We start from the raw sequence: 26,503 nt of genomic DNA, 5'->3' as shown, positions 1-26,503 counted from the left end.
GAGCCATGACGGCCGCACGAATCACCCCTTCCGCGCACAACCCTCAGCTGGGACAGATGGGACACATGGGACAGCTCGGGCTCCGTGAGCGGAAGAAGCTCAAGACGCGCATCGCGATCCGTGAGGCCACGTACCGGCTGATCGACGAGCAGGGGTACGAGGCGACGACGGTCGAGCAGATCGCGGAGGCCGCGGAGGTGTCGGCGTCGACCGTCTTCCGCTACTTCCCGACCAAGGAGGACATCGTCCTCACCGACGAGTACGACCCGCTCCTCGAGGACGAGCTGCGGGCGCGCCCCGTGGACGAGCCGATCGTGGAGTCCCTGCGGCACGTGCTGCGCCGGGCGGTGGGCCTCGGCTTCACCGAGGAGCCGGAGGTCTCACGTCTGCGCACGCGTCTGATGATCGAGGTCCCCGCCGTGCGCTCCCGGCTCCTGGAGAGCATGTCGGTCACCGGCCGGATGCTGTGCCGCGTCATCGCGGAGCGGGCCGGCCGCGACCCCGGGGAGCTGGAGGTCAGGGTCTTCGCGATGAGCCTCATCGCGGCGCTCACGGAGACGGCGGCGTACTGGGCGGAACACGGCCACAAGGACGACTTGGGCGAGCTGGTGGACCGCGCCTTGTCCATGCTGACCACGGGCTTCGGGACGGGGGCGCCCGAGGCTTGACGCCGGCCCCGCGGTCCCGGCGGACCGTGGGAAATCCTCGGGTGCCGCTGCTCCTCTCATGCCATCCTGGCCGCATGAACGGTCCGGAGATCCTCGTCCGCTTCGCCCCCGAGCTGGGGCTTTTCGTTCCGCATGGGCGAAGGGGCGGGCCCACCACGGCAGTTACGGACGGCGTGTCCACGCTCGGGCACGTCGTCGAGTCGCTCGGGGTGCCGTTGACCGAGGTCGGCTCGCTCGTCGTGGACGGCGACGAGGTCCCGGTCGCGCACATCCCGGCGGCGGGCGAGTCGGTGGAGGTCCGCGCCGTGACCCGCCCGCAGACCATCCCCGGTGCTCCCCTCCGCTTCCTCCTCGACGTCCATCTCGGCACGCTGGCACGCCGGTTGCGCCTCCTGGGCGTCGACGCGGCGTACGAGAGCACGGACATCGGCGACCCCGCCCTCGCCACGCGCTCGGCCGCCGAGCGGCGGGTGCTGCTCAGCCGGGACCGGGGTCTGCTGCGGCGCCGCGAGCTGTGGGCCGGGGCGTACGTCTACAGCGACGCGCCGGACGAGCAACTCCGTGACGTCCTGGGCCGTTTCGCGCCCGTGCTGGCCCCCTGGACCCGCTGCACGGCCTGCAACGGCTCCCTGCGGGCGGCGACCAAGGAGGACGTGGCGGACCGTCTGGAGGGCGGCACGCGGGGGTCGTACGACGTGTTCGCGGAGTGCGGGGAGTGCGGGCGGGTGTACTGGCGGGGGGCGCATCATGACCGGCTGGAGGGGATTGTGGCGGGGGCGGTGGAGGAGTTCTCCGGCCGGTCAGGTCACGCTTGTTAGCCCCTCCGGCGTTTGAGGAGCGGGGTCTGGGGCGGAGCCCCAGCCTCAGCCCGACAGCTTCGCCGCCAGCTCCCCCACGTCAGTGGTAGGCGCGTCGCACACGAACCGGCGGCAGACATAGGCAGCGGGCAGCTCCCTCCCCGCGAGCAGCGGGAACTCCGAGCTGCCCGCGGGGCCGACGGCGACGACAGCCCCCGGCGCCGTCCCAAGGAGCGCGGCACGGTGCAGGTCCCCACCGACCGGCCCGATCACCGCGACCTCGCGAGGACCGTCCAGCGCCGCCTCGGCCACCGAGAGGCCGTGCCCGATGAACCGGGGCGCCCGGGGCGCGAGCCCCTTCACCACGCCGAGCGCCCGCTCCGCCGCGAGACGATGCGGCTCGGCCCCGGTCTGCGCCGCGTACGAGAGCAGCGCCCCCGCGGCAGCCGTCCACCCGGACGGCACCGCGTTGTCCGTGGGGTCCTGCGGCCGCCGGATCAGCTGCTCGGCGTCCGCGGCGGTGTCGTACAGGGACCCGGACTCCGCGTCCACGAACTGGGCGAGCACGTGGTCGAGCAGGAACCCGGCGAACTCCAGCCAGACCCCCTCCCCCGTCACGGAGGCCAGCGCGAGGAAGCCCTCGGCGACATCGGCGTAGTCCTCCAAGACGCCCGCGTTGGAGCCGACTTGACCGTCCTTGGACGTACGGGAGAGCCGCGCCCGGTCGTCCATGTGGAGGCGTACGAGAAGGTCACCGGCACCGACCGCGGCGGCCACCAGGTCAGGCCGGTCGAAGTACGCGCCGACCTCGGCGAGCGCGGCGACGGCGAGACCGTTCCAGGCGGCGACGACCTTGTCGTCACGGCCGGGTGCGGGCCGCCGCGAGCGGGCCGCGAGCAGCCGCTCCCGGATGGAGCCGAGCCGCGCGGCATCGGCCACCACACCTGGCTCCGCCGGGAGTTGGAGCACCGAGGCGCCTTCCTCGAAGGTCCCTTCCCCGGTCACCCCGAAGTACGTGGCGGCCAGCTCGGCGTCCGCGTCGCCGAGCACCTCGCGCAGCTGCTCCGGCGTCCAGACGTAGTACGCGCCCTCGACGTGCTTGCCGGTCGCGGGGTCCTCGCTGTCCGCGTCGAGCGCCGAGGCGAAGCCGCCCTCGTTCGTGCGCAGTTCGCGCACCATGAAGTCGGCGGTCTCCAGGGCGACGCGCCGCGCGAGGTCCGAGCCCGTGGCCCGCCACAGGTGGGCGTAGACCCGGCAGAGCAGCGCGTTGTCGTAGAGCATCTTCTCGAAGTGGGGCACGACCCACTCCCGGTCCACGGAGTAGCGCGCGAAGCCGCCGCCGAGCTGGTCGTAGATCCCGCCGCGCGCCATCCGCTCGCAGGTGTCGGCGGCCATCTGGAGGGCGCCCTCCGAGCCGGTGCGGGCGTAGTGCCGCAGGAGGAACTCGACGACCATGGACGGCGGGAACTTGGGGGCGCCGCCGAAGCCGCCGTGCGAGGCGTCGTAGTCGCGCGTCAGGCCGAGCAGCGCCTGGGCGAGTTCGTCCTCGCCGGGCAGTTCGTCCGAGCCGAACGCGAGCTGCCGGTCGGCGAGGTCCCGCACGATCTTCCCGGCGACGTCGTTGACCTCGTCGCGCCGGTCCGCCCAGGCGCGCCGGACCCCGTCGGCCACCTGCTGGAAGGAGGGCATGCCGTGCCGCGGCTCGGGCGGGAAGTACGTGCCGAAGTAGAAGGGCTCGGCGTCGGGCGTCAGGAAGACCGTCATGGGCCAGCCGCCCTGCCCGGTCGCGGCCTGTACGGCCTCCATGTAGACGGCGTCGATGTCGGGCCGCTCCTCGCGGTCGACCTTGACGTTGACGAAGTGCTCGTTCAGGAAGGCGGCCGTGTCGGCGTCCTCGAAGGACTCGTGCGCCATGACGTGACACCAGTGGCAACTGCTGTACCCGACGCTGAGCAGGACGGGCACGCCCCGCTCACGGGCCTCCTCGAAGGCCTCCGCCGACCAGGGCCACCAGTCGACGGGGTTGTCGGCGTGCTGAAGGAGGTAGGGGGACGTCTCATGGGCCAGTCGGTTCGGCATGCCTTCCATCCTCGCGCACACGGAAGGGAGCCGCGCGGGTGCCACGTCCACGCGGCGAGCCGCGCCGTCCCGTCGCACGTGATCCGTGGACTCCCTCGCGCCGGAGGCCCGTACGCAGGACACTTGTGCGCGCAGGAGACCATTGCACTCGGAGGGGGAGCCATATGCGGGACAGCCATCGGGCCGAAGCCGAGCGGCTGTTGGTGCGGGCGGTGGAAGAAGAGGTGCGGCGCTCCGGCGGACGTATCGACGGGGGCGTGCTGCTCTCGCGGGCCCGGGGCGCGCTGGACGCCATGGGGCAGACCGCCGCCGAGGAGTACGCCGCCTATACGCAGGCAGTCGACGAGGCGGAGGCCGGGCAGCTCTCCTTCGGGCAGCGGTATGCCAGAGAGGGGGCGGGAACTCCCCTGCTGGTCGCGGCCGTCGCGGCGGTGGGCGCGTGCCTCGCCGACCTCGCCCTCGGGACCGGGGTCTCGACCGCGATGGGTGCGGGCGCCGCCGTCGGCGTCGTCGGCGCGGCCACCACCGTCGTGAAGGTCACCGCCTCCCATGTGCCCGCGGCCAGCCGCCGCGCCGGCGCCATCAGCCAGCCGGGCGGGCCCGAGCAGCTGCGGCTGCAGTGGCTCACGGCCCTTGAGGTGCGGGGCATCCGGCCCTTCCTCGACCAGCAGCGCGTGCTCCAGGCGCCCACCGGCAAGAAGAAGGCCTCGCCGCAGCTGCGGGGCACGGACAAGAGCGCGGCGGCACGCAGGCGCAGCGTACTGGAGCAGTCCTTCGCCCAACTGCCGGAGCCCGAGGGCACGTTCGCCGGGCGGCGCACCGAGCTGGCGCGTGTCGCCCAGTGGGTGCACGCCGCGCGGGCCAGCACCGAGACGCGGCCCACCGTCGTCGTGCTGCATGGCGCGCCCGGCTCCGGGCGCTCCTCGCTCGCCGTGCGGGCCGCGCACGATCTGCGGGACCAGTTCCGGGGCGCCTGCGTCGTGGACCTGCGGGGCGAGAGCTCCCAGCCGCTGTCGACGCGGGACGCGCTCCTGCATCTGCTGAATCGATTGGGCGCCCCGCGCGAACAGCTCCTGTTCCGTGAGCGCTCCTCGCAGGAACAGCAGGTCAAGCGGCTCAGCGAGCTCTATCACCAGTATCTGACCGGGCTCCCCGTGACCATCGTCCTCGACGACGCGAGCGACCCGGAGCAGGTGCGCACCCTCGTGCCGGAGCGCTCCGACAGCCTCGTCCTCGTCACCACCCGCAAGCCCCTGGAACTCCCGGCCGACCTTCCCGCCTGGGTGCACCAGCTGCCGGTGGAGCCGCTCGACGCGGCAGGCTCGGAGCAGCTCCTGCGGGAGACCGCGGAGGACTCCTCCGGGCCCTACGACGCCGAATCCGCCGACGCGATAAGGGAGTTGTGCGGCGGTCTGCCGCTCGCCCTGCGCGTCGCCGGGTCCTCGATCGGCTCGCGTACGCCCCGTCAGCTCGCCTCCGACCTCGCCGCGTACGGCCCCTTCGAAAAGGTCGCGCCCGTGGAGCGCGTCCTGTGGCTGCGCTACACCGACCAGTCCGAGTCCGCCCGGCGACTCCTGCGCAGGCTCGCGCTCGCCGGACGCGCCTCCATGGGGGCGGCCGCCGCCGCTGCCCTGCTCGGCGCCGACGAGCAGGAGGCGGCCCGCCAGCTCACCGCGCTCTCCCGCGCGGGCCTCGTCGACCATGTGCGCGGCAGCCGCTACCGCCTGCACGATCTCGTACGGGCCTTCGCGCTCGCCCGGCTCATCGACGAGGAGGAGCCCGCGGAGCGCACCGCCGCGCAGGAACGCCTGGTCGTCAGCTACAGCGAGCTCGCCGGATCGGTGATCCGCCTGGTCGACGGGAAGATGTCGACGCGGGCCGGCCAGTTCGACCGGCACGGATTCTCCTCCCTGGAGGCGGCCCTGCGCTGGCTCGACGACGAGTCGAGCTTCATCACGGCGGCCCTGCGGCACGCGGAGGGCGTCGACCAGGAGGCGGTGCTGAATCTCCTGGGCGCGCTGTGCGACTACTGCCTGCTGCGCGGCGACCTCTACCGCCTGGGCGAGATCAGCGAGCTGACACAGGCCGTCGACCAGGGGCTTCTCTCCCGGAGCGTGCGGTGGCGCACCGGCATCGCGTCCCGTCAGCTCGGCGAGCTGGACCAGGCGCGGACGACCCTGACGTCGGTCGTGGACCTCTACATGGAGGCCCACCAGGACGCGGGCGCCGCCCTCGCCCTGTGTTCGCTGGGGATCACCCTGCACCACCAGGGCAATCTCACGGAGGCCGCCGCGCGCCTGAGCGAGGCCCTCGAACTGCAGGGCGCCGACGAACTCGCCGGTGACCGTGCCTGGACGATGCACGCCCTCGCCGCGGTGGAGCGCGACCGCTCCAACCTGAACAAGGCGCTGGGGCTCCTCGAGGCCTCGCTGACCCTGCACCGCGAGAACGACTCCCTGCACGGCGAGGCCTGGGCGCACTTCCAGCTCGGCCAGCTCTGCCTGCGCATGGGCGACGTGCCGCGCGCGGAGGAGCAGCTGCGGGGCGCCCTGGACCTGTACGGGCGCACGCGGGACGGCCGCGGCGAGGCCTGGGCCCTGACGCAGCTCGCGCGGGCCCGGATGGTGGACGGCGACGCGTCGGCCGCGGTCGACGGGCTGCGGCAGGCGGTGTCCCGGCACCGCGACAACGAGGACGCGCGCGGCGAGGCATGGAGCGCCTACTACCTGGGCCAGGCCCTGGAGGAGGCGGGCAGCCTCGACCAGGCGGTGCGCGAGCTGGAGCGCTCACGCACGATGTTCTCGCGGATGCGCGACGTGTACGGCCTGGCCTGTGCCCGCCACCACTCGGCCCGGGTGACCCGCGACCAGCGCGCCGTGCAGACGGGCTCGCTGCGCAACTCCGGCTTCGCGCGCCAGCTCCTGGTGGACGCCCGCGCGGACTTCCAGCGCATCGGCGTCGCGCACGGCGAGGCCTGGACGTGCCTGGAGCTCGCGGTCGTGGACGCGGGGAACGCGCGGGCCCAGCAGGCGCTGGCCCTGTGCGACGAGGCGGCCGAGCTGTTCGCGTCGTACGGCGACCGCAGGGGCGAGGACTGGGCCCGCTTCCTGCGCTGCACCCTGCTGCCGTACGGATCGCCCGGCGGCTGGGAGATCGGCACCGCCGTCGCCCAGGAGGAGCTCAGGCAGCTGGCGCGCGCCGGTCATCCGACGCGCGACGGCAAGCTGGACGACTACATGGAGGCGTTCGGCCTGCTCCTGGAGCGCGGCGCCGACCTGGAGGCGGGCTGGCAGGCCTGGCGCCTGGGCATGGTGCCGAACCGCCACTCCCGAGAGGTGATGGGAGTGACGGTGGCGAAGGCGGGCTAGCCCTTGCGGGACTCGGCCTCGGCGGGCTTCGCCTCACCGGAGGCCGGCTCCGCGGGCTCCTTGAAGTCGACCTTCCGCATGTGCTTGTTCATCGACTTCATCAGCCCCCAGACGGCGACAGCCATCACCGCGAAGACGATGAACCCGAGAACACCCGGGGTCACCTTGTCATCGTCGACCTCTTTGGCGAGAGGGACGAGATGCGTCATTGCCAGATGTACGTTCACGCTAGGCATTGTCGCGGATGCCCGCAAAGAGGTCGTCCTCGGGGAGGGATGTATCGACGAGCGACTTCGCGAGCTCGTACTCCTCCGTGGGCCAGACCTCCTTCTGGAGCTCCATGGGCACCCGGAACCAGCCGCCCTCGGGGTCGATCTGGGTGGCGTGCGCGATCAGCGCCCGGTCGCGGACCTCGAAGAAGTCGGCGCAGGGAACGTGCGTGGTCAGCGTCCGCTCGACCCGCTCGAACTCGTCCCACCGCTTCAGCCAGTCGCCGTAGGGCGATTCCAGGCCCCTGTCGAGCATGGCCTGGTGGAGCGCCTCGGTGCGCGGCCGGTTGAAGCCCTGGTTGTAGTAGAGCTTCTGCGGCTGGAAGACCGGGCCGTACTCGCTCTCCGGGTACTTCTCGGCGTCCGCCGCACCGTCGAACGCCACCATCGTGATCTTGTGGGTCATGATGTGGTCGGGGTGCGGATAGCCGCCGTTCTCGTCGTACGTCGTGATGACCTGCGGACGGAAGGAGCGGATCTGCCGGACCAGCTCGCCGGCCGCCTTGTCGACGTCCTCCAGGGCGAAGCAGCCCTCGGGAAGCGGCGGCAGCGGGTCGCCCTCGGGCAGGCCGGAGTCGACGAAACCGAGCCAGTCCTGCTTGACGCCGAGGATCTCGCGGGCCTCGTCCATCTCCTTCCTGCGCACCTCGTGGATGTTCTCCTGGATGTACTTGTCACCCTGGAGCTTGGGGTTGAGGATGTCGCCGCGCTCCCCGCCCGTGCAGGTCACGACGTGCACGTCCACCCCCTCGGACACGTACTTGGCCATGGTGGCCGCGCCCTTCGACGACTCGTCGTCGGGGTGGGCGTGCACGGCCATCAGTCGCAGCTGCTCAGTCAAGACTCGATCCTCAGTGATCCGGCGCCGCCCTGGTCAATTCGGCGCAATGAACGGCTTCTATAGTGACGGAACCGGGGGGCAGAAAATTCCGGCATCCCCTTTTACTGGAGGACGATCATGGCGGCCGTGAGCGAGAAGCTCCCCGATGGCCGGTACGGCCGCGAGCGCACGGCCGACGAGCGCGCGGACCGGAAGCTGAAGGTCATCGGCTCGGTCCTCGGTGTGCTCTTCCTCCTGATGATCGGCTGGTTCGGATACGACTACGTCTCCGGCACCAAGGTCAGCGGCGAAGTGATCAAGTTCGACGTCGTCTCGGACAGTGCCGTCAAGGTGCACCTGGAAGTGCGCAAGGACGCGGACGCGAAGGGCTACTGCACCCTGCGTTCCCAGGCCGAGGACGGCGAAGAGGTGGGTCGCGCGGACTTCCGCTTCGACCAGAACGCGGGCCGGATCGACAGGGTCGTCACGCTGCGCACGAAGGCGCAGGGGACGAGCGCCGAGCTGCTCGGCTGCCACTCCGACTGACTTCGACCCGCCTCGGCCGGTCCCTCGCGTCACGCTGACCGACCGACGCCCCGTCTGTACCGGCGCTCACCTGCGTCGACGTATTTCTGATGGCTTATGTCCTCCCCCTCACGCGCCTGAATTGTTAGGCTCGTGGTTTCGCCCACCCGTTAGGGAACATCCTTCTGGGTAGGGCGATGCTTTGTATTCCCAGTACCTACGAGGAGCACCTGTGACCCAGACCAGCGAGAACGTCACCTGGCTGACCCAGGAGGCGTACAACCAGCTCAAGGCCGAGCTGGAGTACCTGTCTGGTCCCGCGCGCACCGAGATCGCTACGAAGATCGCGGCGGCACGTGAGGAGGGCGACCTGCGCGAGAACGGCGGGTACCACGCGGCCAAGGAGGAGCAGGGCAAGCAGGAGCTCCGCGTCCGACAGCTGACCCAGCTCCTGGAGCACGCCAAGGTCGGTGAGGCGCCGGCCGCGGACGGCGTGGTCGCGCCCGGCATGGTCGTGACGATCGCCTTTGACGGCGACGAGGACGACACCCTGACGTTCCTGCTCGCCTCGCGCGAGTACGCGAGCTCCGACATCGAGACGTACTCGCCGCAGTCCCCGCTCGGCAGCGGTGTGAACGGCAAGAAGATCGGCGAGGACGCTCAGTACGAACTGCCGAACGGCAAGCTCGCCTCGGTGAAGATCCTTCAGGCGAAGCCGTACCAGGCCTAAGGCCCGCGTCGGCGACACGGAAGGCCCCCCGCACCGAGCGTGCGGGGGGCCTTTCGCGTGGTCAGCCGTCCGCCCGGCGGTACTTGCGGACCGCGAGCGTGCGGAACGCCACGATGATGAGCACGGACCAGGTCAGCGACGCCCAGACGGGGTGCTCCATCGGCCAGGCTCCGGTCACCGACTTCGGGACCCCTTCGATCGTGTTGCCGAACAGTTCCCGGGCCGCCGCCACCGTGGCACTGAACGGGTTCCACTCGGCGACGTACTGCAGGAACTTCGGCATGCCGTTGACCGGCACGAACGCGTTCGAGATGAACGTCAGCGGGAAGAGCCAGATCAGTCCTCCCGAGGTCGCCGCCTCGGGGGTCCGGACGGACAGGCCGATCAGTGCGCCGATCCAGGTGAACGCGTAGCCGAGCAGCAGGAGCAGGCCGAAGCCGGCGAGGACCTTGCCGAGGTTCTCGTGCGTGCGCCAGCCGACGAGCAGGGCCACCGCCGCGAGCACGGCCAGGGTCACGGCCGTCTGCACCAGGTCCGCGAGGGTGCGGCCGGTCAGAACGGCGCCACGCGCCATCGGCAGCGACCGGAAGCGGTCGATCAGGCCCTTGTGCATGTCGTCGGCGATGCCCGCGCCCGCGCCCGCCGTGGCGAAGGTGACGGTCTGCGCGAAGATGCCCGCCATCAGGAATTCCTTGTAGGCGCTCGCGCTGCCGGCGGGTGCGCCCGGGATGTTGATGGACCCGCCGAAGACGTACGTGAACAGGACCACGAACATCACCGGCTGGATGACCCCGAAGAGGATCATCTCGGGAATCCTGGTCATGCGGATCAGGTTCCTGCGGGCCACGACCAGCGAGTCCCTGGCCGACTGGACGATGCCGCCCTTGGGCCGGGGCGCCAGGAGCTGTCGGGTGTCGGATACGGCGCTCACTTCGCGTCCCCCTTGTCCTTGGCGTCCGCGGCGGTCGCGCCGTCCTCGCCGTTCTCTCCGTTGGGCGCCGTCTCGGCCGCGTGTCCCGTCAGCGAGATGAACACGTCGTCCAGGGTCGGGCGGCGCAGCCCGATGTCGTCGATCTCGACCCCGCGGGCGTCCAGCTCGCGGATGACCTCGGCGAGCAGCTTGGCGCCGCCGGAGACCGGGACCGTGAGCTTGCGGGTGTGGTCCTCGACGGCGACCTCGCCCTTGCCGAGGCCGCGCAGGACCTCCGTGGCCGAGGTGATGTCCTCGCGGTCGTGCACCACGACCTCGACGCGCTCGCCGCCCGTCTGCGCCTTGAGGTGGTCGGACGTGCCGCGCGCGATGACCCGGCCGTGATCGATGACGCAGATGTCGTGCGCCAGGTGGTCGGCTTCTTCGAGGTACTGCGTGGTGAGCAGCAGGGTCGTGCCGCCGGACACCAGCTCCTGGATGACCTCCCAGAGCTGCTGCCGGTTGCGCGGGTCCAGGCCCGTGGTCGGCTCGTCCATGAACATCACCGGGGGCGACACGACGAGCGCGGCCGCGAGGTCGAGGCGGCGGCGCATGCCTCCCGAGTACGTCTTGGAGGGGCGGTCCGCGGCGTCGGCGAGATTGAAGCGGTCGAGCAGCTCGCCCGCCCTGACCTTCGCCTCCTTCGCCTTCATCTGGTAGAGCTGGCCGACCATCTGGAGGTTCTCGCGGCCCGTCAGGTACTCGTCGACGGCGGCGAACTGGCCCGAGAGACCGATCGACCGCCGCACTTCGTTCGGATGCTTCAGTACGTCGATGCCCGCGACGACCGCGCGGCCCCTGTCCGGCGTCAGAAGCGTCGTCAGACAGCGCACCGCCGTGGTCTTGCCCGCGCCGTTCGGCCCGAGAAGGCCGAGCACGGTGCCTTCCGGGACATCCAGATCGACGCCGTCCAGAGCCCTTACGTCGCCGAAGGTCTTCACAAGGCCTTCGGCGTAGATGGCGCCTGGCATGTGGGTTCTCCCAGTGGTTTGGGTGACTTCCTACGGAAAAGCTTTCGGTGACTTTCTACGGAAAAGCTTAGATTTGCCGGGTATCGAGCGCCCGGCGACCAGTGACGTGAGACACACCATAACGCGATACATCGCGTCTCTTCAACGGGGTTGGTGGAGCCTGTGGACAACGCAAACTAGTGGGCGACCGCACCCTGACGCAGGCGATTTTCTCCGCGGCCAGCCGCTGGCGGGCGCGGTCAGTCAATGGCGGGCGTGGTCAGCCGATGACGGTGTAGCCCGCGTCGCGCAGCGCCGCACCCACCTCGGTGCAGTGCGCGGGCCCCTTGGTCTCCAGGTGCAACTCCACCTCCACCTCCGTGAGTCCGAGGCGCGGATCGGTCCGCACGTGGCCCACGTCGAGGACGTTAGCGTCGACCACTGACAACACCCCGAGGAGCGTGGCCAGCGCCCCAGGCCGGTCCGTGAGACGCAGGCGCAGCGACAGGTAGCGGCCGCCCGCGGCCATGCCGTGGCGCAGGATGCGCTGCATCAGGAGCGGGTCGACGTTGCCGCCCGACAGGAGCGCGACCACCGGGCCCTCGAAATCCCGCGGCCTGCTCAGCAGCGCCGCGACAGGGCTCGCGCCCGCCGGCTCGACGACCATCTTGGCCCGCTCGAGGCAGAGCAGCAGCGCGCTGGACAGCTCGTCCTCGGAGACGGTCACCACGTCGTCGAGAAGCTCATCGATGATCTTGAACGGAACGTCGCCGGGGCGCCCGACCTTGATGCCGTCCGCCATCGTCGCCGGGTTGTCGATCGACACCGGGTGCCCGGCCGCGAGCGAGGGCGGGTACGCCGCGGCACCCGCCGCCTGCACACCGATCATCTTGACGTCCGGTCGCAGCGACTTCACCGCCACCGCGATGCCCGCCGCAAGGCCGCCACCGCCGACCCCCAGGACCAGGGTGCGCAGCTCGGGGCACTGCTCCAAGATCTCCAGGCCCACCGTGCCCTGCCCCGCGATGATGTCGGGGTGGTCGAAGGGGTGGATGAAGACCGCGCCCGTCTCGTCCGCGTACTCCTGGGCCGCGGCCAGCGTCTCGTCGACGACCTGGCCGTGCAGGCGCACCTCCGCGCCGTACTCCCGGGTGGCCGCGACCTTGGGCAGCGGGGCACCGACCGGCATGAAGACCGTGGACCGCACGCCGAGCAGCGAGGACGCGAGGGCCACGCCCTGCGCGTGATTGCCCGCGCTCGCGGCGACCACCCCGGCCGCGCGCTCCTCGGGGAGCAGGCCCGCGATCCGTACGTAGGCGCCGCGCAGCTTGAAGGAGCCCGTCCGCTGGAGGTTCTCGCACTTGAAGTGCACCGGCGAGCCCACCAGGTGCGACAGGTGTCTGCTGCCTTCCATCGCCGTCACCCTGGACACACCCGAGAGCATCTTCTGGGCGCCGCGCACATCGTCGAGGGTGACCGAAGGCAAGGAGTGACGCGTGCGGAAGCTCATGACTGCCAGTCTCCCAGTTCACACCCGTCTCCTCCTGCGGTGACCACGGGGCGAGACTGGTTTGCGCAGCGCCGGTACGCCCCGCGTCCCGGCCGCGTACCCTGTCCCCCAACCCATCGCCCTCGCATGAAGTGAGCCCCCGGCCATGCCCACAACTCCGGACATGACGACCGCCAGCGATCCCGGCCTCCTCGACACGCTGCAGCACCAGGTGGCCGTGTTCGCCCGCCGTGCGGAGCAGACACGCCTCGGCGGCGTAGGACAGGTCCGCAACTCCATGGACCGCGCCGCGTACCTGCTGCTCAACCGCCTCGACAAGGAAGGGCCGATGGGCGTCAAGGCGCTCGCGGCGAGCATGGGCATCGACTCCTCGACGGTCACCCGGCAGGTCGCCCCGCTGGTCGACACGGGGCTCGTCAAGCGCACCTCGCACCCCGAGGACGGCCGTGCCGTGGTGCTCCAGCTCTCGCCGCGCGGCGAGGCCCGCCTGAACGAGGTGCGTTCCTCCCGGCGTGACCTCATGGCCGAGCTGACCGGTGACTGGTCCCCGGAGGAGCGCGAAAGCTTCTGCACGCTCCTCACGCGCTTCAATTCGGCGCTCTCCGCCCGCCAGACCTCGCAGTCGGCTCCGGACGCGCCTGAGTCCTGAGCCCCGAGCCCTGACTCCCGGGGGCTCCCGCCTCTTGACCTGGCCCAGGTGCCTGGCCTCATATGAGACCGGGGGCCCGGTCCCCTCCAGGCGGGAGGCGCGGTGCGCGAACGGCAGGCGTTCCTGAACGCCCGCCGGGCCCGGGAGTTCGAGGCGTTCGTCGCGGGCGCGGCAGGGCGGCTGCTGCATGCCGCGACGCTGCTCACCACCGAGCCGCCCGACGCCAACCCACGCGCGCGTGCCCTGCTGACCGCGTCCCTCGCGCACTCGTACGCGACGTGGGACCGGATGCGCGGCGAGGACCCGTACGACCGCACCCGCCAGCAGCTCGCCGTCCGCTTCGCGCGCGGCGCCTGGCGCCGGCACCGCAGCCACGGCGGCGTCCTGGCCCGGCTCACGCCCCAGGAGCGGCTGATCCTCGTGCTGCGACTCTACGAAGGCGTCGCCGAGGAACAGACGGCGGCGCTGCTCGGCCTTCCCACCGACCGGGTGGAGACGATCTGCGCCCGCGCCATGGAGACGGTGCTCCACCCGCCGCGCGGCCCCGCGCCGACCGTTCCCCTGGGGGAGGCGGCCCCGTCATGAACCAGTACGACCGCAAGGCGGGCGAGGTCCGCCACCTCCTGGACGACGGCACACCCCCGTCGGCCCCGCCCGAGCTCCACGAGGAAGCCGTCCGCCGCGGCGGACGCATGCTGCGGCGCAGAAGGGCGGTGCGCCGACTGCTGTGGCTCATGCTGCTCGTGGCGGCGGTCGTCTTCGTGGTGTGGGCGTCGGTCGAGCAGCCCTGGGTGGAGCCGCCCTCGGAGACGACTCCACCCCTCACCCGCTGGTGACCCGCGGCGCGCTCTAGCCCAGCGCCTGCTGGAGATCGGCCAGCAGGTCGTCCGCGGACTCGATGCCCACGGAGAGCCGCACCAGGTCGGCCGGCACCTCCAGGGCCGAGCCCACCACCGAGGCGTGCGTCATCCGCCCCGGGTGCTCGATCAGGGACTCCACGCCACCGAGCGACTCCCCCAGGGTGAACAGCTTGGCGCGGTCGCAGACGGCCACCGCGGCCTCCTCGCCCCCGGCGACCTGGAAGGACACCATCCCGCCGAACGCCTTCATCTGCTTGGCCGCGGTCTCGTGACCGGGGTGCTCCAAAAGCCCCGGGTAGAGGACACGCGTCACGCGCGCGTGCCGCGACAGCATCTCGGCGACCTTCGTCGCGTTCTCGCTGTGCCGGTCCATGCGGACGGCCAGCGTCTTGATGCCGCGCAGGACCAGCCACGCGTCGAAGGGCCCGGCCACCGCGCCCATCGCGTTCTGGTGGTACGCCAGCTCCTCGCCCAGCTCGGGGTCACCGACGACCAGGGCGCCGCCCACGACGTCCGAGTGCCCGCCCATGTACTTCGTCAGGGAGTGCACGACGACGTCCGCGCCGAGCGCGAGCGGCTGCTGGAGGTAAGGGCTCGCGAAGGTGTTGTCGACGACGAGCCGGGCCCCCGTCTCCTTGGCGACCTGCGCGACGGCGGCGATGTCCGTGATGCCGAGCAGCGGGTTGGAGGGGGTCTCCACCCAGATCGCCTTCGTGCGGTCGGTCACCGCGGCCCGTACCGCCGCCGGGTCGGAGGTGTCGGCCACCGACCACTCCACGCCCCACCGGGAGACGACCTTCGCGAAGAGGCGGAACGTGCCGCCGTACGCGTCGTTCGGGATGACCACGTGGTCGCCGGGAGCGAGCAGCGTACGCAGGAGGCAGTCCTCGGCGGCGAGACCCGACGAGAAGGCGAGCCCGCGCCTGCCGCCCTCCAGGGCCGCCAGGTTCTCCTCCAGGGCGGTGCGGGTGGGGTTGGCGCTGCGGCTGTACTCATAGCCGCCGCGCAGACCGCCGACGCCGTCCTGCTTGTACGTCGACACCTGGTAGATCGGCGGGACGACCGCGCCCGTGAGCGGGTCGGCGGTGTTGCCCGCGTGGATCGCGACGGTCTCGAAACTCTGGCTGCTGAAGCTGTCACTCATGTGGCCAGAGCCTAGTCCGGGACGGGGGAAGAGCCGACGAGTTCGAGACTGGTTCGCCAAGTGTCAGACCAGTCTGGTTCGCTTGTACTCATGGAGATTCTCTGGGTGCTGATGGCGGCGATCATGATCGGGGCGGTGCTCGGCCCGTTCCTGCTGCGCAGGCGCGGCGGAATCCGCCAGGTCGCGCCCGGTTCGCCGGACGCCGCGGACCCCGCGGACTACGGCTTCGCGCGTCAGGAGGAGCTGGACATCCGCATGCCGGGCCCGGACCGCGACCTGCTGGACGTCCTCGACGTGGTCCAGCAGTCGCAGAGCTGGAAGGCGGCCTCGCAGCTGCTCGCGGGCACGGAGGTGCACGGCGAGGTCCGCTGGCAGCGCGTGCAAGCGTTCGCGGGCGCGGCGTCCCTGGAGCTGCAGGAGCGGCCCGGCGGGGTCAGCGACCAGCCCGGCGGGCAGTGGCTGCGGGTGTGGCGGGCCGAGGCGCCCAAGGACGCGGGCGGCGCCGCGGTGCACGCCGAGTTCCTCGTCCAGCAGGCCTGGCGGTCGTCGACCTCCGGGACGGACGAGTTCCGGATCATCCTGGAGGAGGCGAAGGAGGCCTGCGCGCAGGCGGCGCTCCTCTCCCCCGGCGACCCCATTCCGTACATCATCGAGCTCTCGATCGCGCGTGGCCTCGCGTATCCGCGCGCGGAGTTCGAGCAGCTGTGGCTGAAGATCCTGGACCGCGCGCCCGCGCACATGGGGGCGCATCTGGCGGCCCTGCACTACTGGTGCGAGAAGTGGCACGGCTCGCGCGAGCTGGCGGCGGACTTCGCGGAGGCCGCGGCGGCCCGCGCGCCCAAGGGCTCCCTCCTGTCCGCGACCCCGCTGTTCGCGGTGTACGAGCACCTTCCCGAGGTGAATCTCGTCAGCGGGTTCTACGAGAGCGAGGTCGTCACCAAGGCGATCGAGGGCGCGCTCTACGCCGTGCACTCGGCCCGTCCCGATGACCCGATGCTGGCGCACGTGCGGCATCTCCTGGTCTTCTTCCTGGTCCGCAGCGAGCGCTGGGGCGAGGCGATGAACCAGCTGGTCCACGTGGACGGCCACGTCGGCGCCCTGCCCTGGACTGTCTCCCACGACCCGGCCGCGGACTACGCGGTGTACCGCGCGCTCGCGGTCGCGGGGTACGAGGCGAACGGCGGAAGCCCGGCGACGCTGTCGCACTGAGGCGGCATGCGGGCGGGGCCGGTCGCAGGAATGCGACAAGCCCCCGGCACGTTGAAGGAATACCCGCCCGCCCGACCACGTCACCCTCGCCCCTCAGGAGGAAAGCCCCCATGCTCTTCGGCCGTACGCCCGAGCTCCCCACCCCCGAGCAGGCCCTCAAGGGCCGCGCGACCCCCGAATTCGAGGTCCCGTCCCGCCACACGGTCCTCGGCAACCCGCTCCTGGGCCCCTACCCCGACGGCCTGGAGATCGCGGACTTCGGTCTTGGCTGTTTCTGGGGGGCCGAGCGCAAGTTCTGGCAGACCGAGGGCGTCTGGACGACGTACGTCGGCTATCAGGGCGGCTTCACGGAGAACCCCTCGTACGAGGAGGTCTGCTCGGGTCTGACCGGCCACGCGGAGGTGGTCCGCGTCGTCTTCGACCCGGCCGTCGTCTCGTACGCCGAACTCCTGAAGCTCTTCTGGGAGTCCCACAACCCCACCCAGGGCTTCCGCCAGGGCAACGACGTGGGCACCCAGTACCGCTCGGCGATCTACACCCACTCCGCCGACCAGGAGGCCGCGGCCGTGGCCTCCCTGGACGCGTACCAGCAGGTCCTGACCGCGGCGAACCTCGGCACGATCACCACCACGATCCTCCCGGCGGCCCCCCGCCCGTTCTGGCCGGCCGAGGGCTACCACCAGCAGTACCTTTCGAGCAGTAAAAACCCGGACGGGTACTGCGGCATCGGCGGCACGGGCCTCGAGCTGGACAGCCCGTCGGAGACGAACTGGGGCCGGGCCTGCCCGACGGGAATCGCTCCGGCGCCTCAGGCCTCGGAACAGTAGGACTTCAGCTCCCGCTCGACCGAACAGACTGTGCCGCCGACTGTGAGTCAGTACGGCGGCACAGCCGTTCCACGCATCGTTCAAGCTTGGTGACTGCGCAAGGCGCTAGCCGTCCTCAAGGCATATTCGGCCATACCGCCCGCTTAATGCGTGAACCATCAAGCTCCTCGCCACGATTACAAGCATGGCGACTTCGGGGGCAAGAGGCAGTCTGCTTGGCGGTCTAGGGCAGTGGTGGGGCGTCTTGGCTGGCGCCCTACTCATCGCAGCGTGGATCAATGAGGCAGCAGGCCCGGCAGCGATCATCGCCCTGTCCGCCGTCGTCCTCCTCTGGTCCTTCTTCCAAGCCCCGGTGACTTGCGGAGCTCCCGTCAGAGGACGGAAGGACGGCTGCCGCAACAACGCAACCGGCATCCTCATGGGCTGCCATATCCACCAGCATCGATGGCAAAAGCTCAAGATGCTGATCTTCCGACGGCGAGTACGTGAGTTCTGCTCAGGGCTGTTCTCAGATGGCAAGGCCACCCTCGTCACGTTGGCAGCAGCAGGCAGTTTCCTGTCCGGGCTAGTGGCGCTGATACCTGGCGTCGCTGTCCAGTGATCTAACAGATCACATAGCAGCAATTGATCAACATCTCAGCGCCTCACAACCACGAGGTCGCCAAGATGACTCATCCATATAACCGTTTGTCGCACCCAGATGAACACTCGGTGATAACCTAACCGCGCCCTGAGTGGGAAATCGCCGCAGGATGGCACTAGTCGAGATAACGGGAGCGGGCTATGTCCAGCGGGTCAAAGAAGAATGCAGCCCGTCGCACTGTTTCCTTCTTTCGCGTCGTGAAGGAATTGGATGGAACGAAAGACATTGTTCGACTCCCAGACGCCGACTGGCAAGACTTCCTGGGAAAGTTGGCCTCTCGAAGCGTCATAGATCGCACATACCAGGGACCGACTAGGCGCCTAATCGGCGAGGTCCTCACGGTGGATGAAACGTATGCACTGAAGCTGATGGAGCCACGCGACGAAAACTCATGGCTCGAAATCCTCAGGCAAGAGGAAGCTGCAGAGCCCGTCAATCCGGACTCGATAGGCGAGTTGGTAGAAACGACGGTAATAGTATTCCTGGACAGAAAGAACATTGTCGGCATTATCCGCGGCTCCACTTCTTCACCTACACACACTGCACTCGGTGAGTGGCTGGAGAATTTGCAACTTGACGGGCAAAAACTCTTTGACGAACCCAAGGGCCTTATCCGAGCAGAAGCCGCGCTCACTAAAGGACAACGCAAAAAGCTCCGGGCTTCGGACGGCGTATCCGAGACGAAAGTGCGTATCAGCACATCCCAAGCAGAAGCCTTGGAGCATGTCGGCTCCGAAATTATGGCTGACACCCTCAAGCGCCTAAGGCGGACGTACGGCGACATTTTCGTCACAGTCACTCTGCGCGTGCCGAGGGGAAAGGCTTACGACCAAGCCCGCAGGACACTGAAAGACGAGGCGTTGAAGCTTCAGAATCTTACAAGCTCCGCCGAATCAGTATCCGCCACCTTGGTAACCTACGACGAAGGTTCAAGGTCCCACCAAGAAGAAGTAGATTTCATATCTCAGAGAATTACGGCGAAAAAATCTGTACCACTGACAGGGGACGATGGAGAGCCTATACGCAACTCGTCCGCCGTCAGAGCGATCATTGCTGCAGCAGAAGAGTTGCGGGTCGAGCTAGACGGCGTCGAGTAGCAGATACGTGCAGGTGGAGCGCACTGTCAGTGGGAGGCGCTAAGGTCTGCCTTACATGGGAGGTGGGGCCATGAACGTTCTCTCAAAACTCAAACATCCGTTCATTCGCTTTGGGCGCCAATGGTTGTCTCGCAGTGGCTACGATCTTGCGACTGTAATCGTCATTGTCGCTGCCCACCTTGGCGCCCACTTTCTTTGGTCGACACCAGCTCTACTACACAGCATTCCCACAGAAAAACGACCGAGCCTATATGGCGCGACAGCCACTGTTGTTTCCCTTACCGGAACGCTCGCTAGCGTGACGGTGGCTCAGTACCTAACTAACCGGGGCGATCGTGTCAAGGAGTTGAAGCGTCGACATCCAGAGAATCTCGCACGCGCGTGGCGTGGGGTATTTTTGGGTTCCGTTCTGGCCACCACTCTCTTCCTTGTTGCATACGCGTTCGACAGTCGCCTCAAATCAAATGATCTCGGAAGTTGGCTATTCGAAGCAGGTGCCATTCTGGCTCTAGCCCGTTTTGTGCGCCTCGCCCTGCTGTTCGGAGAGTTGATTCAATTGATCGTCCTGGACGACACGAACCCACTAACCAACGAGGGTCTAAAGTTTACTGGCGCCATCAAGACCTTGCCAGAAAAGGAAAAACAGAAGAATTGATTTGCCCCTGATTCGGCGGGCCCCGCCAATTCTTTTCGGGGCACACCTTCCATTCTGATGCATTCCTCTCGCCCGCGCCCGGGTTCTTACGAATTTCGGAGTGCGCAAGAATTTACGCCATCACTTGGCAGCGCATATGGATGGCCTAGCTGGGCACCTCGGCAACCGGGAGGGAGAGCTACTTCCTCAGGAAGTAATAGTTGCGGCTGTGTCCCGGACAAGCGCTGAGAGGCCCGCAGGAACTGAAGCTGCTTGATCGACCACCCGCAGCGCATCCCGCAAGAGAAGACGGTTCCGACCTGAGCTGATGGTGTCCAGAAGAGGCAAGATTTTGTGGATCTCTTCCTCAACCTCTTTCCATGCTTTCCCTTGCGCGTAACTACGCACAAGCTCAATGCGGTAGAGCATGGCACCCCTCGGCGTGGCGCGTTCGAGCGCCTCGTGAAACGTGGGGATAGCCGAACCCAGATCGCTGAGACTCAAGAAGGCATGCCCCGAATGCCCTCTGACCTCTTGCTGGTTCACCCACCATGTCCACTCTGGGTCTCGCGGATCTAGGGAGCCATCTAGCCCTCCACGTGCCGAGCTCAGGTCGGCCAAGGCGCGCTGGCGCTCCCCTATCTGCGCAAGTGCCCTACCCCGCCTGACCCGTGCGAGCAGTGCCACGCGTGGAGGAACTCGACGCTGCGACAAGACCTCGTCAGCTATGCGGAGAACTCCCCCTGGACGATTTCGCTCTGTGTCGAGCATGGCGAGCATGTCCAAGGCAAACCACTCAAGGGGCCGCTCACCCGCGTGACGGGCCAGCATGTGCGATTCGAGGAACGCGTTGCGGGCGGCGTCGCGCTCCCCAGCATCGAAGAGAAGCCATCCAGCGACTTCGGCGGCTTCCGACACGGCGGCCAGGTAGCGTGGTTGCGCCGCGTCCGGGATTTCTCCGGCATCAAGCTTACGTTGGGCAGAGCGCCAAACTTGAACTGCGACGGGCGCCACGGAATCCCCGCCGTGCTGGTCGGCGTGCCGAAGAGTGAATGTAGCACTCTCTTTCATGTGCGAGATATCCGAATCCGGCCCACTGAACTCAACTGCCGGGCCTGCACTTCTCGGCGTGGCCAATTGCACCAATTCCCCGTCAGCCCGAAGGAATTCATCCAGTATTTCGGCCAATTGGACGGAGGGGCGCTGACGGCCATTGGAGACACGAGACAGATAGGCCACGTTGTAGTTGAGCGCGCGGGCAGTGGCGCGCAGGCTCATCCCTCTGTCCGTGAGGAGTCCGCGGAGCTTGATTCCGAAGTCGGCGCTCATGTGCTTCCCCTGGTGTTGACCGCGCTCTCCAGCGTAGCTGTCAACGGCTGTCAACTCCCGCTAGTGCACGCCCTATGGCAAGGATGGCGAGACAGACCCCGGCGCCCGTCACGACCGGCCCCGGGGCATGGTCAACGCTAATGAGGAGCGTCAACATGCCGCACTGTGTCGCCCGGGTCGCAAAGCCGTCGTTACGGGCTCTTCTTCCCCCTCCGGGGTGCCACCCAGTCGGCGAGCTGGCGTCATCCGCTCCTTTCCTGTGGGCCGCCCTCCGGCTCCGACTGATCTATGGGCGGAGGTGACGGCATGAAGGATCAGACACGGGTGCTGCCGTGGTCAACGCTGGAGGGGAACCCTTGCGTTCTCGTGGGTCCGGGTACGGGCTTCATGGCGCGGATGGCCGACAACATCGAGAGCGTCCAGCTGGGCATGGCGGCTGATCTGCTCGGGCATGCGGCGGACACGCTCGCTGACCGCAAGGCCACACCTGAGGAACTCCGCTTCGTGGCCGCCCGGTTGACCGAGTCGCTTCGGGAGGTCCACCGGATTGCGGAGAGCCGGGGAGATCGCTTGTCCGCTTTCGATCAATCCGATGTGGACGACAGCTACGAGGACGACGACGATCCGCAGCTTCCGGCGGGGGCGTCCGGGTGAGTGAGGGCAGCTTGCCACGGGGCCGTTTCGTGCCGCTCGAATGGACGCTGGCGGCCATGCCTGGGACAGCCGTGCGGCACGTAGGTAAGTGCCTCGTCTGTAGTGAGCACTCGGTGGATTCGACTGATCCAGACGAGGCGCAGTTGTGGTGCCTCAGGCACGCGGGCATGACGCGCCATACCGGCTATGAGCTGACAGCATTTCAGTTCTTCGGAGCAACGATCACTGATCCTGCGGTGGGTGCAGCGGACACGCTGACGTAGAGCAGGGCGGGGCTGGCGTGGCCTCACTCCGTCAGTTCCGCCCGTTGGCTCCCCTGGCCTGGAAGGGGAGAGCGGTGGGCGCTAGTTCCCCCGGTCTGCCGCTGCGGCCCCGGTTCTCTCTTGCCTGTGGGAGAGCCGGGACCGTGTCGCGCCCGGTGCGTCGGCGGGCGTTCCTACCTCATCAGGGCGTGGGCCTGAGCTGGGGTAATGGTGCGCGGCGATCGCGCCGCCGGCCGTAGAGGCTTTGGGCGGGAGCTGCCATGGGGCGAGTGAACAGGGGGCCTTACGCTCGCCAGCGAATCGGGCAGTCTCTTGGAGCCTGCCCGCAATGGCCCGATCGGCCCCCTGTTCTGCGAGGCTCGCCCCATGGCGGCTGCCTAAAGCCTCGAAGGCGGTCGGCCCCGGCCAGGACCTGGGTGGACCTCGGTTGCTGCGCGGGCGAGCTCTGGGGTCGCCTCGTGCGGGATTCCGCGCGAGGAGAGGGCTCACGCTCTCAAGTCGTCCGCCCTTGGGCTGTCGCTCCCGGTCACCAGGTTGGACAGCGGCAGGGATGCGGTTGCTGTCCACGTCACGGGGTTGCCTGCGGTCGCCGGGCGGTGGCCGTCCGGACGGGAACGGCCGAAGGCCGCACGCCCGGCCGGTACGGCCGAAGCCGCCCGGCGCGCCGCAGGCGCGCCCTTGAGTAAGTGAAGACAATCTCCGCCACCTCTGCCCCGCTGAGTCCAAACGCGGGGCGTCCGGGCAGCACTCAGCCCGGGTGCGGCACGAGCTGATGGGGCGCGAGCCTCCGGCTTCGGCGCGGGATTCACGCCGCTGGGGCGTCCTCCCTGAGCTTCTTCCGGGCCAATATCCAGGGGTCGTTGTCAGTCCCAACTCGTAGAATGAAAAGGCAAGTTGAACGCGCCTGAACTGGGCGCCTGTGATCAAAGCGCCCTGTTAGCGCAGAGGAGAGGACCGCTCATGGATAAACGCAACCTACTTCCCGACTTCCGGCTTTGGAGGCCGCGTCATGTCTGCCGAATTCGACGCCAGCACCACACGCAATACCCGTCTGTCCACATCGACGTCCATCCCGCAGGAACGTACTGCGGTGCTGGAGCAAGAACGAACACAAGCCCTCTCAGAGGAGAACCGTGACGTCATAAGAATTGTCAGCGATCCACTGTTCTCCCGCTGGTTAGAGCAGATCACGGCTATCGGTGGCTGTGCTCATCCGGTCCACCTGTCCGGCTCCACCACCACGTGGGACGCCCTGACTGGCGAGGCGGTCTCTGCCTACTCGACGGCCGGTGAGCCCGGCGAAAGGCTGGCCGTGCGCTGCCGCAACCGGCGTTCCTCGGTCTGCGCGCCGTGCTCCTATTAACACTCCGGGGACACCTTCCACCTGGTGCGCTCCGGTCTGCTTGGCGGCAAGAGTGTGCCCGCTCAAGTCAGGGAACGGCCCCGCCTGTTCGTCACCCTGACCGCACCTTCGTTCGGGCCGGTGCATCGCGAGGGGGAGCGGTGCCGTCCTCGTCGGGACGATCCTCGGTGTGAGCACGGGCGGCGGCTGGGCTGCGCCCGCGTGCACGACGATGACGATCCACTGACGGGTCGGCCGCTGTGTGCGGACTGCTACGACTACGCGGGGCACGTGCTGTGGCATGCGCACGCGGGGCGGCTATGGGACCGGTTCACCACAGGCGTGCGCCGCTTCTTGGCATCGGCTGGCGGGGTACCCCGCTCGCGTCTGGGTGAGCACCTGGTGGTGTCGTTCGCGAAGGTCGCCGAGTATCAGAAGCGGGCGGCGGTGCACTTCCATGCCGTTGTCCGCCTCGACGGCCCGAGCGGTCCCGGTGATCCGCCCCCGGAATGGGCCACGGGCGAACTGCTGACAGATGCCGTTCGGTCGGCTGCCTCCACGGCCAGTGTGCGACTCCCCGAGTCGGGGGCCTACGGGGCTGAAATGGTCTCGCTTGGAGCGCAGTTGGATGTGCGGCCGATTCACGGGTTCGGCGATGACGACGGCGTTAGCGATGACGCGGTGGCCGCCTACGTAGCCAAGTACGTATCCAAGGGCGCCGCCGACACCGGGGCCGGACTTGATCACGCCGTGTGGAGTCTGGCGGACATCCGGGCTGCGGTCGTTCCGCCTCACATCCGGGCTCTGATGGGCACCTGCTGGCGCTTGGGCGGCCTGGTGGAACTGGCACCCCTGCGGCTGCGTGCGTGTGCTCATGCGCTCGGCTTCCGGGGGCACATCCTGACCAAGTCCCGCCGGTACTCGACCACGTACGCGGCCCTGCGCGAGGAACGGGCCGACTACGCCCGCGGCGGTCCCGGGCAAGACGACGATCCCAATCTGATCAAGGAATCCGCCTGGCGCTACTCCGGCTCCGGTTACACCCCGGGCGCTGCCCTCTTCGCGGCAGGCATCGCCGAAGATCTCGCGGAGTCCCGGCAACTGGCTCGGGAAGCACGGGAGGATCAGCTCTGTGAGGGGTCGGGGTGGCGAGAATGACTCACCTGAGCCCTCGGGAATGGGGTAAGGCGCAAGCGGCCAAAGCACCAGCTTGGAGCGAGGAGCGTTGGCATCGCATATCGACCATTCTCGGCGTCGACCTCATCGACGAACGTGACGGAAAGAGAATCCACAACAAGGGCCATCGGCCACGCCGACTCGGCTGAATGAAAGATGGAGGGGGCGCCAAGACTCGCGCCCCCTCCATTCGCATGTGGATCTAACCCTCGGTCCACTTACAGTCGAGTAGATCAGGATTGAACGGGCGCCTGCCTCCGCCACCTACGGGACGGACGATCACCGCATGCAGCGCCTCACGAATGAGTGCACGCTTTTGCGCCATATCGAGCCTGCCTGACTCCCACTGCTGTCGTACGTCCTCAGTCACCACCGAAGCCCGCTGAACACGCAAGGCGTGCTGCGTGCGCTCCTTGCGCAGATCCTTGATACGGGACTCCATCTTGTGGTTCTCAGGGAAGAACAGCTCATCGGAAATCTGGTCCTCCTGCCACGCCTGCAACATCTTTCGCTGCTTGGCCATCAGCCGGTTGAGCTCGCCCTCTCCGCCCCACACGGAGTCCGTCTCGCTCTTGACGGCCGCACGCTCCTCCAGCTTCGCGAGTACAGCCTCCGTGATGTACTTATCCACCTTGGTTCCGTTACGGGCACTGCCACCACAACCGCCCATGGATCGGCTCGGGCACTGGTAGAGGTATCCACCCGATAGATCCGCCCGGGTGCTCACCCTCAAGGAAGCGTTACAGATCTGCCCGTCAGCCTTCGGCTTTCCGCATCGGAGAATCCCAGTCAGAAGATGTGACGGAGTCCGGTAGTCAGTGACTGTGCCATCGGCCTTGATATTGGCACCAAGCCGAGCGGAAAAGAGGGCATCAATGGCCATCCATTCTTTCGGCGTGATGATGGGTTCCCACTGCCCGACCACTGGGACACCACCAGCATCCCTGACCAAGTCTCCGTTGTGCCTTCGCCATCCACACAATCGAGGGTTCCAGAGGGAGAGTTTGAGTGATCGACTGCGCCACACATTCCCGTGAACAGTCCGCACCCCCTCGTCACTCCACTCAGCAAGGATGGAGTGGAGCGACTTCCCCGCGATCACTTCGCGCGCCGCTTTAGCCAGCAGCCCGGCTTCCTGCGGCTCAAGTGTCCGCTTGTCAGCCTTCCAGCCGAACGGCCGCGTACCGCCAACGGGAATGCCTTGCTCGGCGCGACGACGGTGCGAGCGACGCGTGCGCCGCTTGATCTTGCGCACTTCCGCCTTCGCGATGACGACGCCGAACAACCCCATGGACTCGACGTCTTCGTTGTAGAGGTCCTTGAGCCCCTTGGCGTCCGCGTAGACCCGTCCGTCCTCATACGTCAAAGCGTCCACGAACCGTTCGTAGTCGCCGACTCGCCGCACCAGTCGGTCATCCGCGACGACGATCGCCCCACGTACCTTTGGCCGTCCGGGAGCTGTCCGGCCTTGAGGGCCTTCAACATCCCTTCGAAGTCCGGCCGTACGACATTGGCCTTCGCTGCCGAGAGATCGTTGTCTGTGTAGTAGTGAACGATCCTCAGGCCGAGCGCTGCCGCAGTCTCGTCGTTGACGTTGTGCTGGTCCTCGACCCCGTGGCCGTCCCTCTCCAGGTCAGCCGAGATCCTCGCGTAGGCCACCACCGGGACTAACTGATCGCCTTTGATCATGTCGAACTCCCCCTGCCTGTCGGGCAGTTCTAATACTGCCCGAAAAGCAGAGTTACCACCAGCAGTACCTGGACAAGAACCCCGACGGCTACTGCGGCATCGGCGGCACGGGCCTGCAACTGGACAGCCCCTCAGAAACAAACTGGGGCCGGGCTTGCCCCACGGGGATCGCTCCGGCACCTTCGGACGGCTGACGCGGTCATCGTCCCGCGGCGGCCCTCTGCCGTCAGCGAATCTGCCGCAGGCCAAGAAGTCTTACGTGGCGTGGGTGGCCGGTCGAAGGTGGTGGGACACGACAGCG

At 68.2% G+C, this 26,503-nt stretch carries 25 protein-coding genes and 2 pseudogenes; 17 read left to right on the top strand and 10 right to left on the bottom strand.

Annotation, left to right across the window (positions count from 1 at the left end; translation table 11 throughout):
- Positions 1 to 5: 5 nt before the first annotated feature.
- A complete protein-coding gene (locus tag ACWFRU_RS15935) occupies positions 6 to 668 on the top strand; it encodes a TetR/AcrR family transcriptional regulator (protein ID WP_453687281.1) in 663 nt (220 codons plus the stop codon).
- 74 nt (positions 669 to 742) lie between these two features.
- Entirely contained in the window at positions 743 to 1,486 is a 744-nt protein-coding gene (locus tag ACWFRU_RS15930; RefSeq protein WP_453687279.1) for a Mut7-C RNAse domain-containing protein, read from the top strand.
- Positions 1,487 to 1,531: 45 nt separating this feature from the next.
- On the opposite strand, the gene ACWFRU_RS15925 is transcribed toward ACWFRU_RS15930, so the two are convergent.
- The gene (locus ACWFRU_RS15925) at positions 1,532 to 3,544 is read right to left on the bottom strand and encodes a thioredoxin domain-containing protein (RefSeq protein ID WP_453687277.1); all 2,013 of its coding nucleotides are present in this window, start codon (positions 3,542 to 3,544) and stop codon (positions 1,532 to 1,534) included.
- Positions 3,545 to 3,708: 164 nt separating this feature from the next.
- On the opposite strand from ACWFRU_RS15925, the gene ACWFRU_RS15920 reads away from it, so the two are divergent.
- The gene (locus ACWFRU_RS15920) at positions 3,709 to 6,912 is read left to right on the top strand and encodes a tetratricopeptide repeat protein (RefSeq protein WP_453687275.1); all 3,204 of its coding nucleotides are present in this window, start codon (positions 3,709 to 3,711) and stop codon (positions 6,910 to 6,912) included.
- On the opposite strand, the gene ACWFRU_RS15915 is transcribed toward ACWFRU_RS15920, so the two are convergent.
- Both ACWFRU_RS15915 and mca read right to left on the bottom strand, forming a co-directional pair.
- Positions 6,909 to 7,148 (bottom strand): hypothetical protein, encoded by a 240-nt coding sequence (locus ACWFRU_RS15915; RefSeq protein WP_453687273.1) that lies wholly within the window; start codon positions 7,146 to 7,148, stop codon positions 6,909 to 6,911. The genes ACWFRU_RS15920 and ACWFRU_RS15915 overlap by 4 nt on opposite strands.
- Positions 7,141 to 8,022, bottom strand: coding sequence for a mycothiol conjugate amidase Mca (gene mca, locus ACWFRU_RS15910; RefSeq protein ID WP_453687272.1), 882 nt, complete (start codon positions 8,020 to 8,022; stop codon positions 7,141 to 7,143). Before mca ends, ACWFRU_RS15915 begins: the two co-directional genes overlap by 8 nt.
- Before the next feature lie 117 nt (positions 8,023 to 8,139).
- On the opposite strand from mca, the gene ACWFRU_RS15905 reads away from it, so the two are divergent.
- The gene (locus ACWFRU_RS15905) at positions 8,140 to 8,547 is read left to right on the top strand and encodes a DUF4307 domain-containing protein (RefSeq protein ID WP_453687270.1); all 408 of its coding nucleotides are present in this window, start codon (positions 8,140 to 8,142) and stop codon (positions 8,545 to 8,547) included.
- A 211-nt stretch (positions 8,548 to 8,758) separates the two neighbouring features.
- On the top strand, positions 8,759 to 9,256 hold the full coding sequence (gene greA / locus ACWFRU_RS15900; RefSeq protein WP_367044595.1) for a transcription elongation factor GreA: 498 nt from the start codon (positions 8,759 to 8,761) through the stop codon (positions 9,254 to 9,256).
- A gap of 61 nt (positions 9,257 to 9,317) precedes the next feature.
- Here greA and ACWFRU_RS15895 read toward each other — a convergent pair whose 3' ends face one another.
- The 3 genes from ACWFRU_RS15895 to ilvA all read right to left on the bottom strand — a co-directional run bounded on the left by ACWFRU_RS15895 (position 9,318) and on the right by ilvA (position 12,686).
- Complete coding sequence (locus tag ACWFRU_RS15895; protein WP_453687268.1) at positions 9,318 to 10,187, bottom strand: ABC transporter permease; 870 nt, start codon at positions 10,185 to 10,187, stop codon at positions 9,318 to 9,320.
- Complete coding sequence (locus ACWFRU_RS15890; RefSeq protein WP_453687266.1) at positions 10,184 to 11,197, bottom strand: ATP-binding cassette domain-containing protein; 1,014 nt, start codon at positions 11,195 to 11,197, stop codon at positions 10,184 to 10,186. The genes ACWFRU_RS15895 and ACWFRU_RS15890 overlap by 4 nt, the downstream gene beginning before the upstream one ends.
- A gap of 259 nt (positions 11,198 to 11,456) precedes the next feature.
- Positions 11,457 to 12,686 carry a threonine ammonia-lyase gene (gene ilvA / locus ACWFRU_RS15885; protein ID WP_453687264.1) on the bottom strand — a complete coding sequence of 410 codons (1,230 nt, stop codon included), beginning with the start codon at positions 12,684 to 12,686 and terminating at the stop codon, positions 11,457 to 11,459.
- Between the two features lie 145 nt (positions 12,687 to 12,831).
- Here ilvA and ACWFRU_RS15880 point away from each other — a divergent pair, with 145 nt between their 5' ends.
- The 3 genes from ACWFRU_RS15880 to ACWFRU_RS15870 all read left to right on the top strand — a co-directional run bounded on the left by ACWFRU_RS15880 (position 12,832) and on the right by ACWFRU_RS15870 (position 14,171).
- On the top strand, positions 12,832 to 13,335 hold the full coding sequence (locus ACWFRU_RS15880) for a MarR family winged helix-turn-helix transcriptional regulator (protein ID WP_365819893.1): 504 nt from the start codon (positions 12,832 to 12,834) through the stop codon (positions 13,333 to 13,335).
- A gap of 102 nt (positions 13,336 to 13,437) precedes the next feature.
- Positions 13,438 to 13,920 carry a sigma factor-like helix-turn-helix DNA-binding protein gene (locus ACWFRU_RS15875; protein WP_453687261.1) on the top strand — a complete coding sequence of 161 codons (483 nt, stop codon included), beginning with the start codon at positions 13,438 to 13,440 and terminating at the stop codon, positions 13,918 to 13,920.
- Positions 13,917 to 14,171, top strand: a complete 255-nt coding sequence (locus tag ACWFRU_RS15870; RefSeq protein WP_453687259.1) for a hypothetical protein — start codon at positions 13,917 to 13,919, stop codon at positions 14,169 to 14,171. The genes ACWFRU_RS15875 and ACWFRU_RS15870 overlap by 4 nt, the downstream gene beginning before the upstream one ends.
- Before the next feature lie 13 nt (positions 14,172 to 14,184).
- Here ACWFRU_RS15870 and ACWFRU_RS15865 read toward each other — a convergent pair whose 3' ends face one another.
- Positions 14,185 to 15,339, bottom strand: a complete 1,155-nt coding sequence (locus tag ACWFRU_RS15865) for a cystathionine gamma-synthase (protein ID WP_453687257.1) — start codon at positions 15,337 to 15,339, stop codon at positions 14,185 to 14,187.
- 90 nt (positions 15,340 to 15,429) lie between these two features.
- On the opposite strand from ACWFRU_RS15865, the gene ACWFRU_RS15860 reads away from it, so the two are divergent.
- The 5 genes from ACWFRU_RS15860 (at position 15,430) to ACWFRU_RS15840 (ending at position 19,770) form a co-directional block, all read left to right on the top strand.
- Positions 15,430 to 16,548 (top strand): hypothetical protein, encoded by a 1,119-nt coding sequence (locus ACWFRU_RS15860; RefSeq protein ID WP_453687255.1) that lies wholly within the window; start codon positions 15,430 to 15,432, stop codon positions 16,546 to 16,548.
- Positions 16,549 to 16,658: 110 nt separating this feature from the next.
- On the top strand, positions 16,659 to 17,375 hold the full coding sequence (gene msrA, locus ACWFRU_RS15855) for a peptide-methionine (S)-S-oxide reductase MsrA (RefSeq protein WP_453687254.1): 717 nt from the start codon (positions 16,659 to 16,661) through the stop codon (positions 17,373 to 17,375).
- Between the two features lie 184 nt (positions 17,376 to 17,559).
- Positions 17,560 to 17,976 carry a hypothetical protein gene (locus ACWFRU_RS15850; protein WP_453687253.1) on the top strand — a complete coding sequence of 139 codons (417 nt, stop codon included), beginning with the start codon at positions 17,560 to 17,562 and terminating at the stop codon, positions 17,974 to 17,976.
- A gap of 182 nt (positions 17,977 to 18,158) precedes the next feature.
- Positions 18,159 to 19,115 (top strand): hypothetical protein, encoded by a 957-nt coding sequence (locus ACWFRU_RS15845; RefSeq protein ID WP_453687251.1) that lies wholly within the window; start codon positions 18,159 to 18,161, stop codon positions 19,113 to 19,115.
- 70 nt (positions 19,116 to 19,185) lie between these two features.
- Positions 19,186 to 19,770, top strand: coding sequence for a hypothetical protein (locus ACWFRU_RS15840; RefSeq protein ID WP_453687249.1), 585 nt, complete (start codon positions 19,186 to 19,188; stop codon positions 19,768 to 19,770).
- 186 nt (positions 19,771 to 19,956) lie between these two features.
- On the opposite strand, the gene ACWFRU_RS15835 is transcribed toward ACWFRU_RS15840, so the two are convergent.
- Positions 19,957 to 21,078 carry a helix-turn-helix domain-containing protein gene (locus tag ACWFRU_RS15835; RefSeq protein WP_453687247.1) on the bottom strand — a complete coding sequence of 374 codons (1,122 nt, stop codon included), beginning with the start codon at positions 21,076 to 21,078 and terminating at the stop codon, positions 19,957 to 19,959.
- A gap of 306 nt (positions 21,079 to 21,384) precedes the next feature.
- Between ACWFRU_RS15835 and ACWFRU_RS15830 the strand changes: the two genes are divergently transcribed.
- The 3 genes and pseudogenes from ACWFRU_RS15830 to ACWFRU_RS15820 all read left to right on the top strand — a co-directional run bounded on the left by ACWFRU_RS15830 (position 21,385) and on the right by ACWFRU_RS15820 (position 24,495).
- Positions 21,385 to 21,732, top strand: a complete 348-nt coding sequence (locus ACWFRU_RS15830) for a hypothetical protein (protein WP_453687245.1) — start codon at positions 21,385 to 21,387, stop codon at positions 21,730 to 21,732.
- Complete coding sequence (locus ACWFRU_RS15825) at positions 21,729 to 21,995, top strand: DUF7848 domain-containing protein (RefSeq protein ID WP_453687243.1); 267 nt, start codon at positions 21,729 to 21,731, stop codon at positions 21,993 to 21,995. The genes ACWFRU_RS15830 and ACWFRU_RS15825 overlap by 4 nt, the downstream gene beginning before the upstream one ends.
- Before the next feature lie 1,009 nt (positions 21,996 to 23,004).
- Positions 23,005 to 24,495, top strand: a pseudogene (locus ACWFRU_RS15820) (replication initiator).
- Between the two features lie 220 nt (positions 24,496 to 24,715).
- Here the strand turns inward: ACWFRU_RS15820 and ACWFRU_RS15815 are convergent.
- Together ACWFRU_RS15815 and ACWFRU_RS15810 are read right to left on the bottom strand one after the other, a co-directional pair.
- Positions 24,716 to 25,888, bottom strand: coding sequence for a recombinase family protein (locus ACWFRU_RS15815; RefSeq protein ID WP_453687241.1), 1,173 nt, complete (start codon positions 25,886 to 25,888; stop codon positions 24,716 to 24,718).
- Positions 25,876 to 26,202: a recombinase family protein gene (locus tag ACWFRU_RS15810; RefSeq protein WP_453687239.1), complete on the bottom strand. Its 327-nt coding sequence runs from the start codon at positions 26,200 to 26,202 to the stop codon at positions 25,876 to 25,878. The genes ACWFRU_RS15815 and ACWFRU_RS15810 overlap by 13 nt, the downstream gene beginning before the upstream one ends.
- Before the next feature lie 47 nt (positions 26,203 to 26,249).
- On the opposite strand from ACWFRU_RS15810, the pseudogene ACWFRU_RS15805 reads away from it, so the two are divergent.
- Positions 26,250 to 26,396 (top strand): annotated as a pseudogene (locus ACWFRU_RS15805) (peptide-methionine (S)-S-oxide reductase MsrA); the annotation flags it as partial.
- Between the last annotated feature and the right edge of the window lie 107 nt (positions 26,397 to 26,503).

It is taken from the genome of Streptomyces sp. NPDC055099, from assembly GCF_053607685.1.
This window is presented reverse-complemented; position numbering and strand designations above follow the sequence as displayed.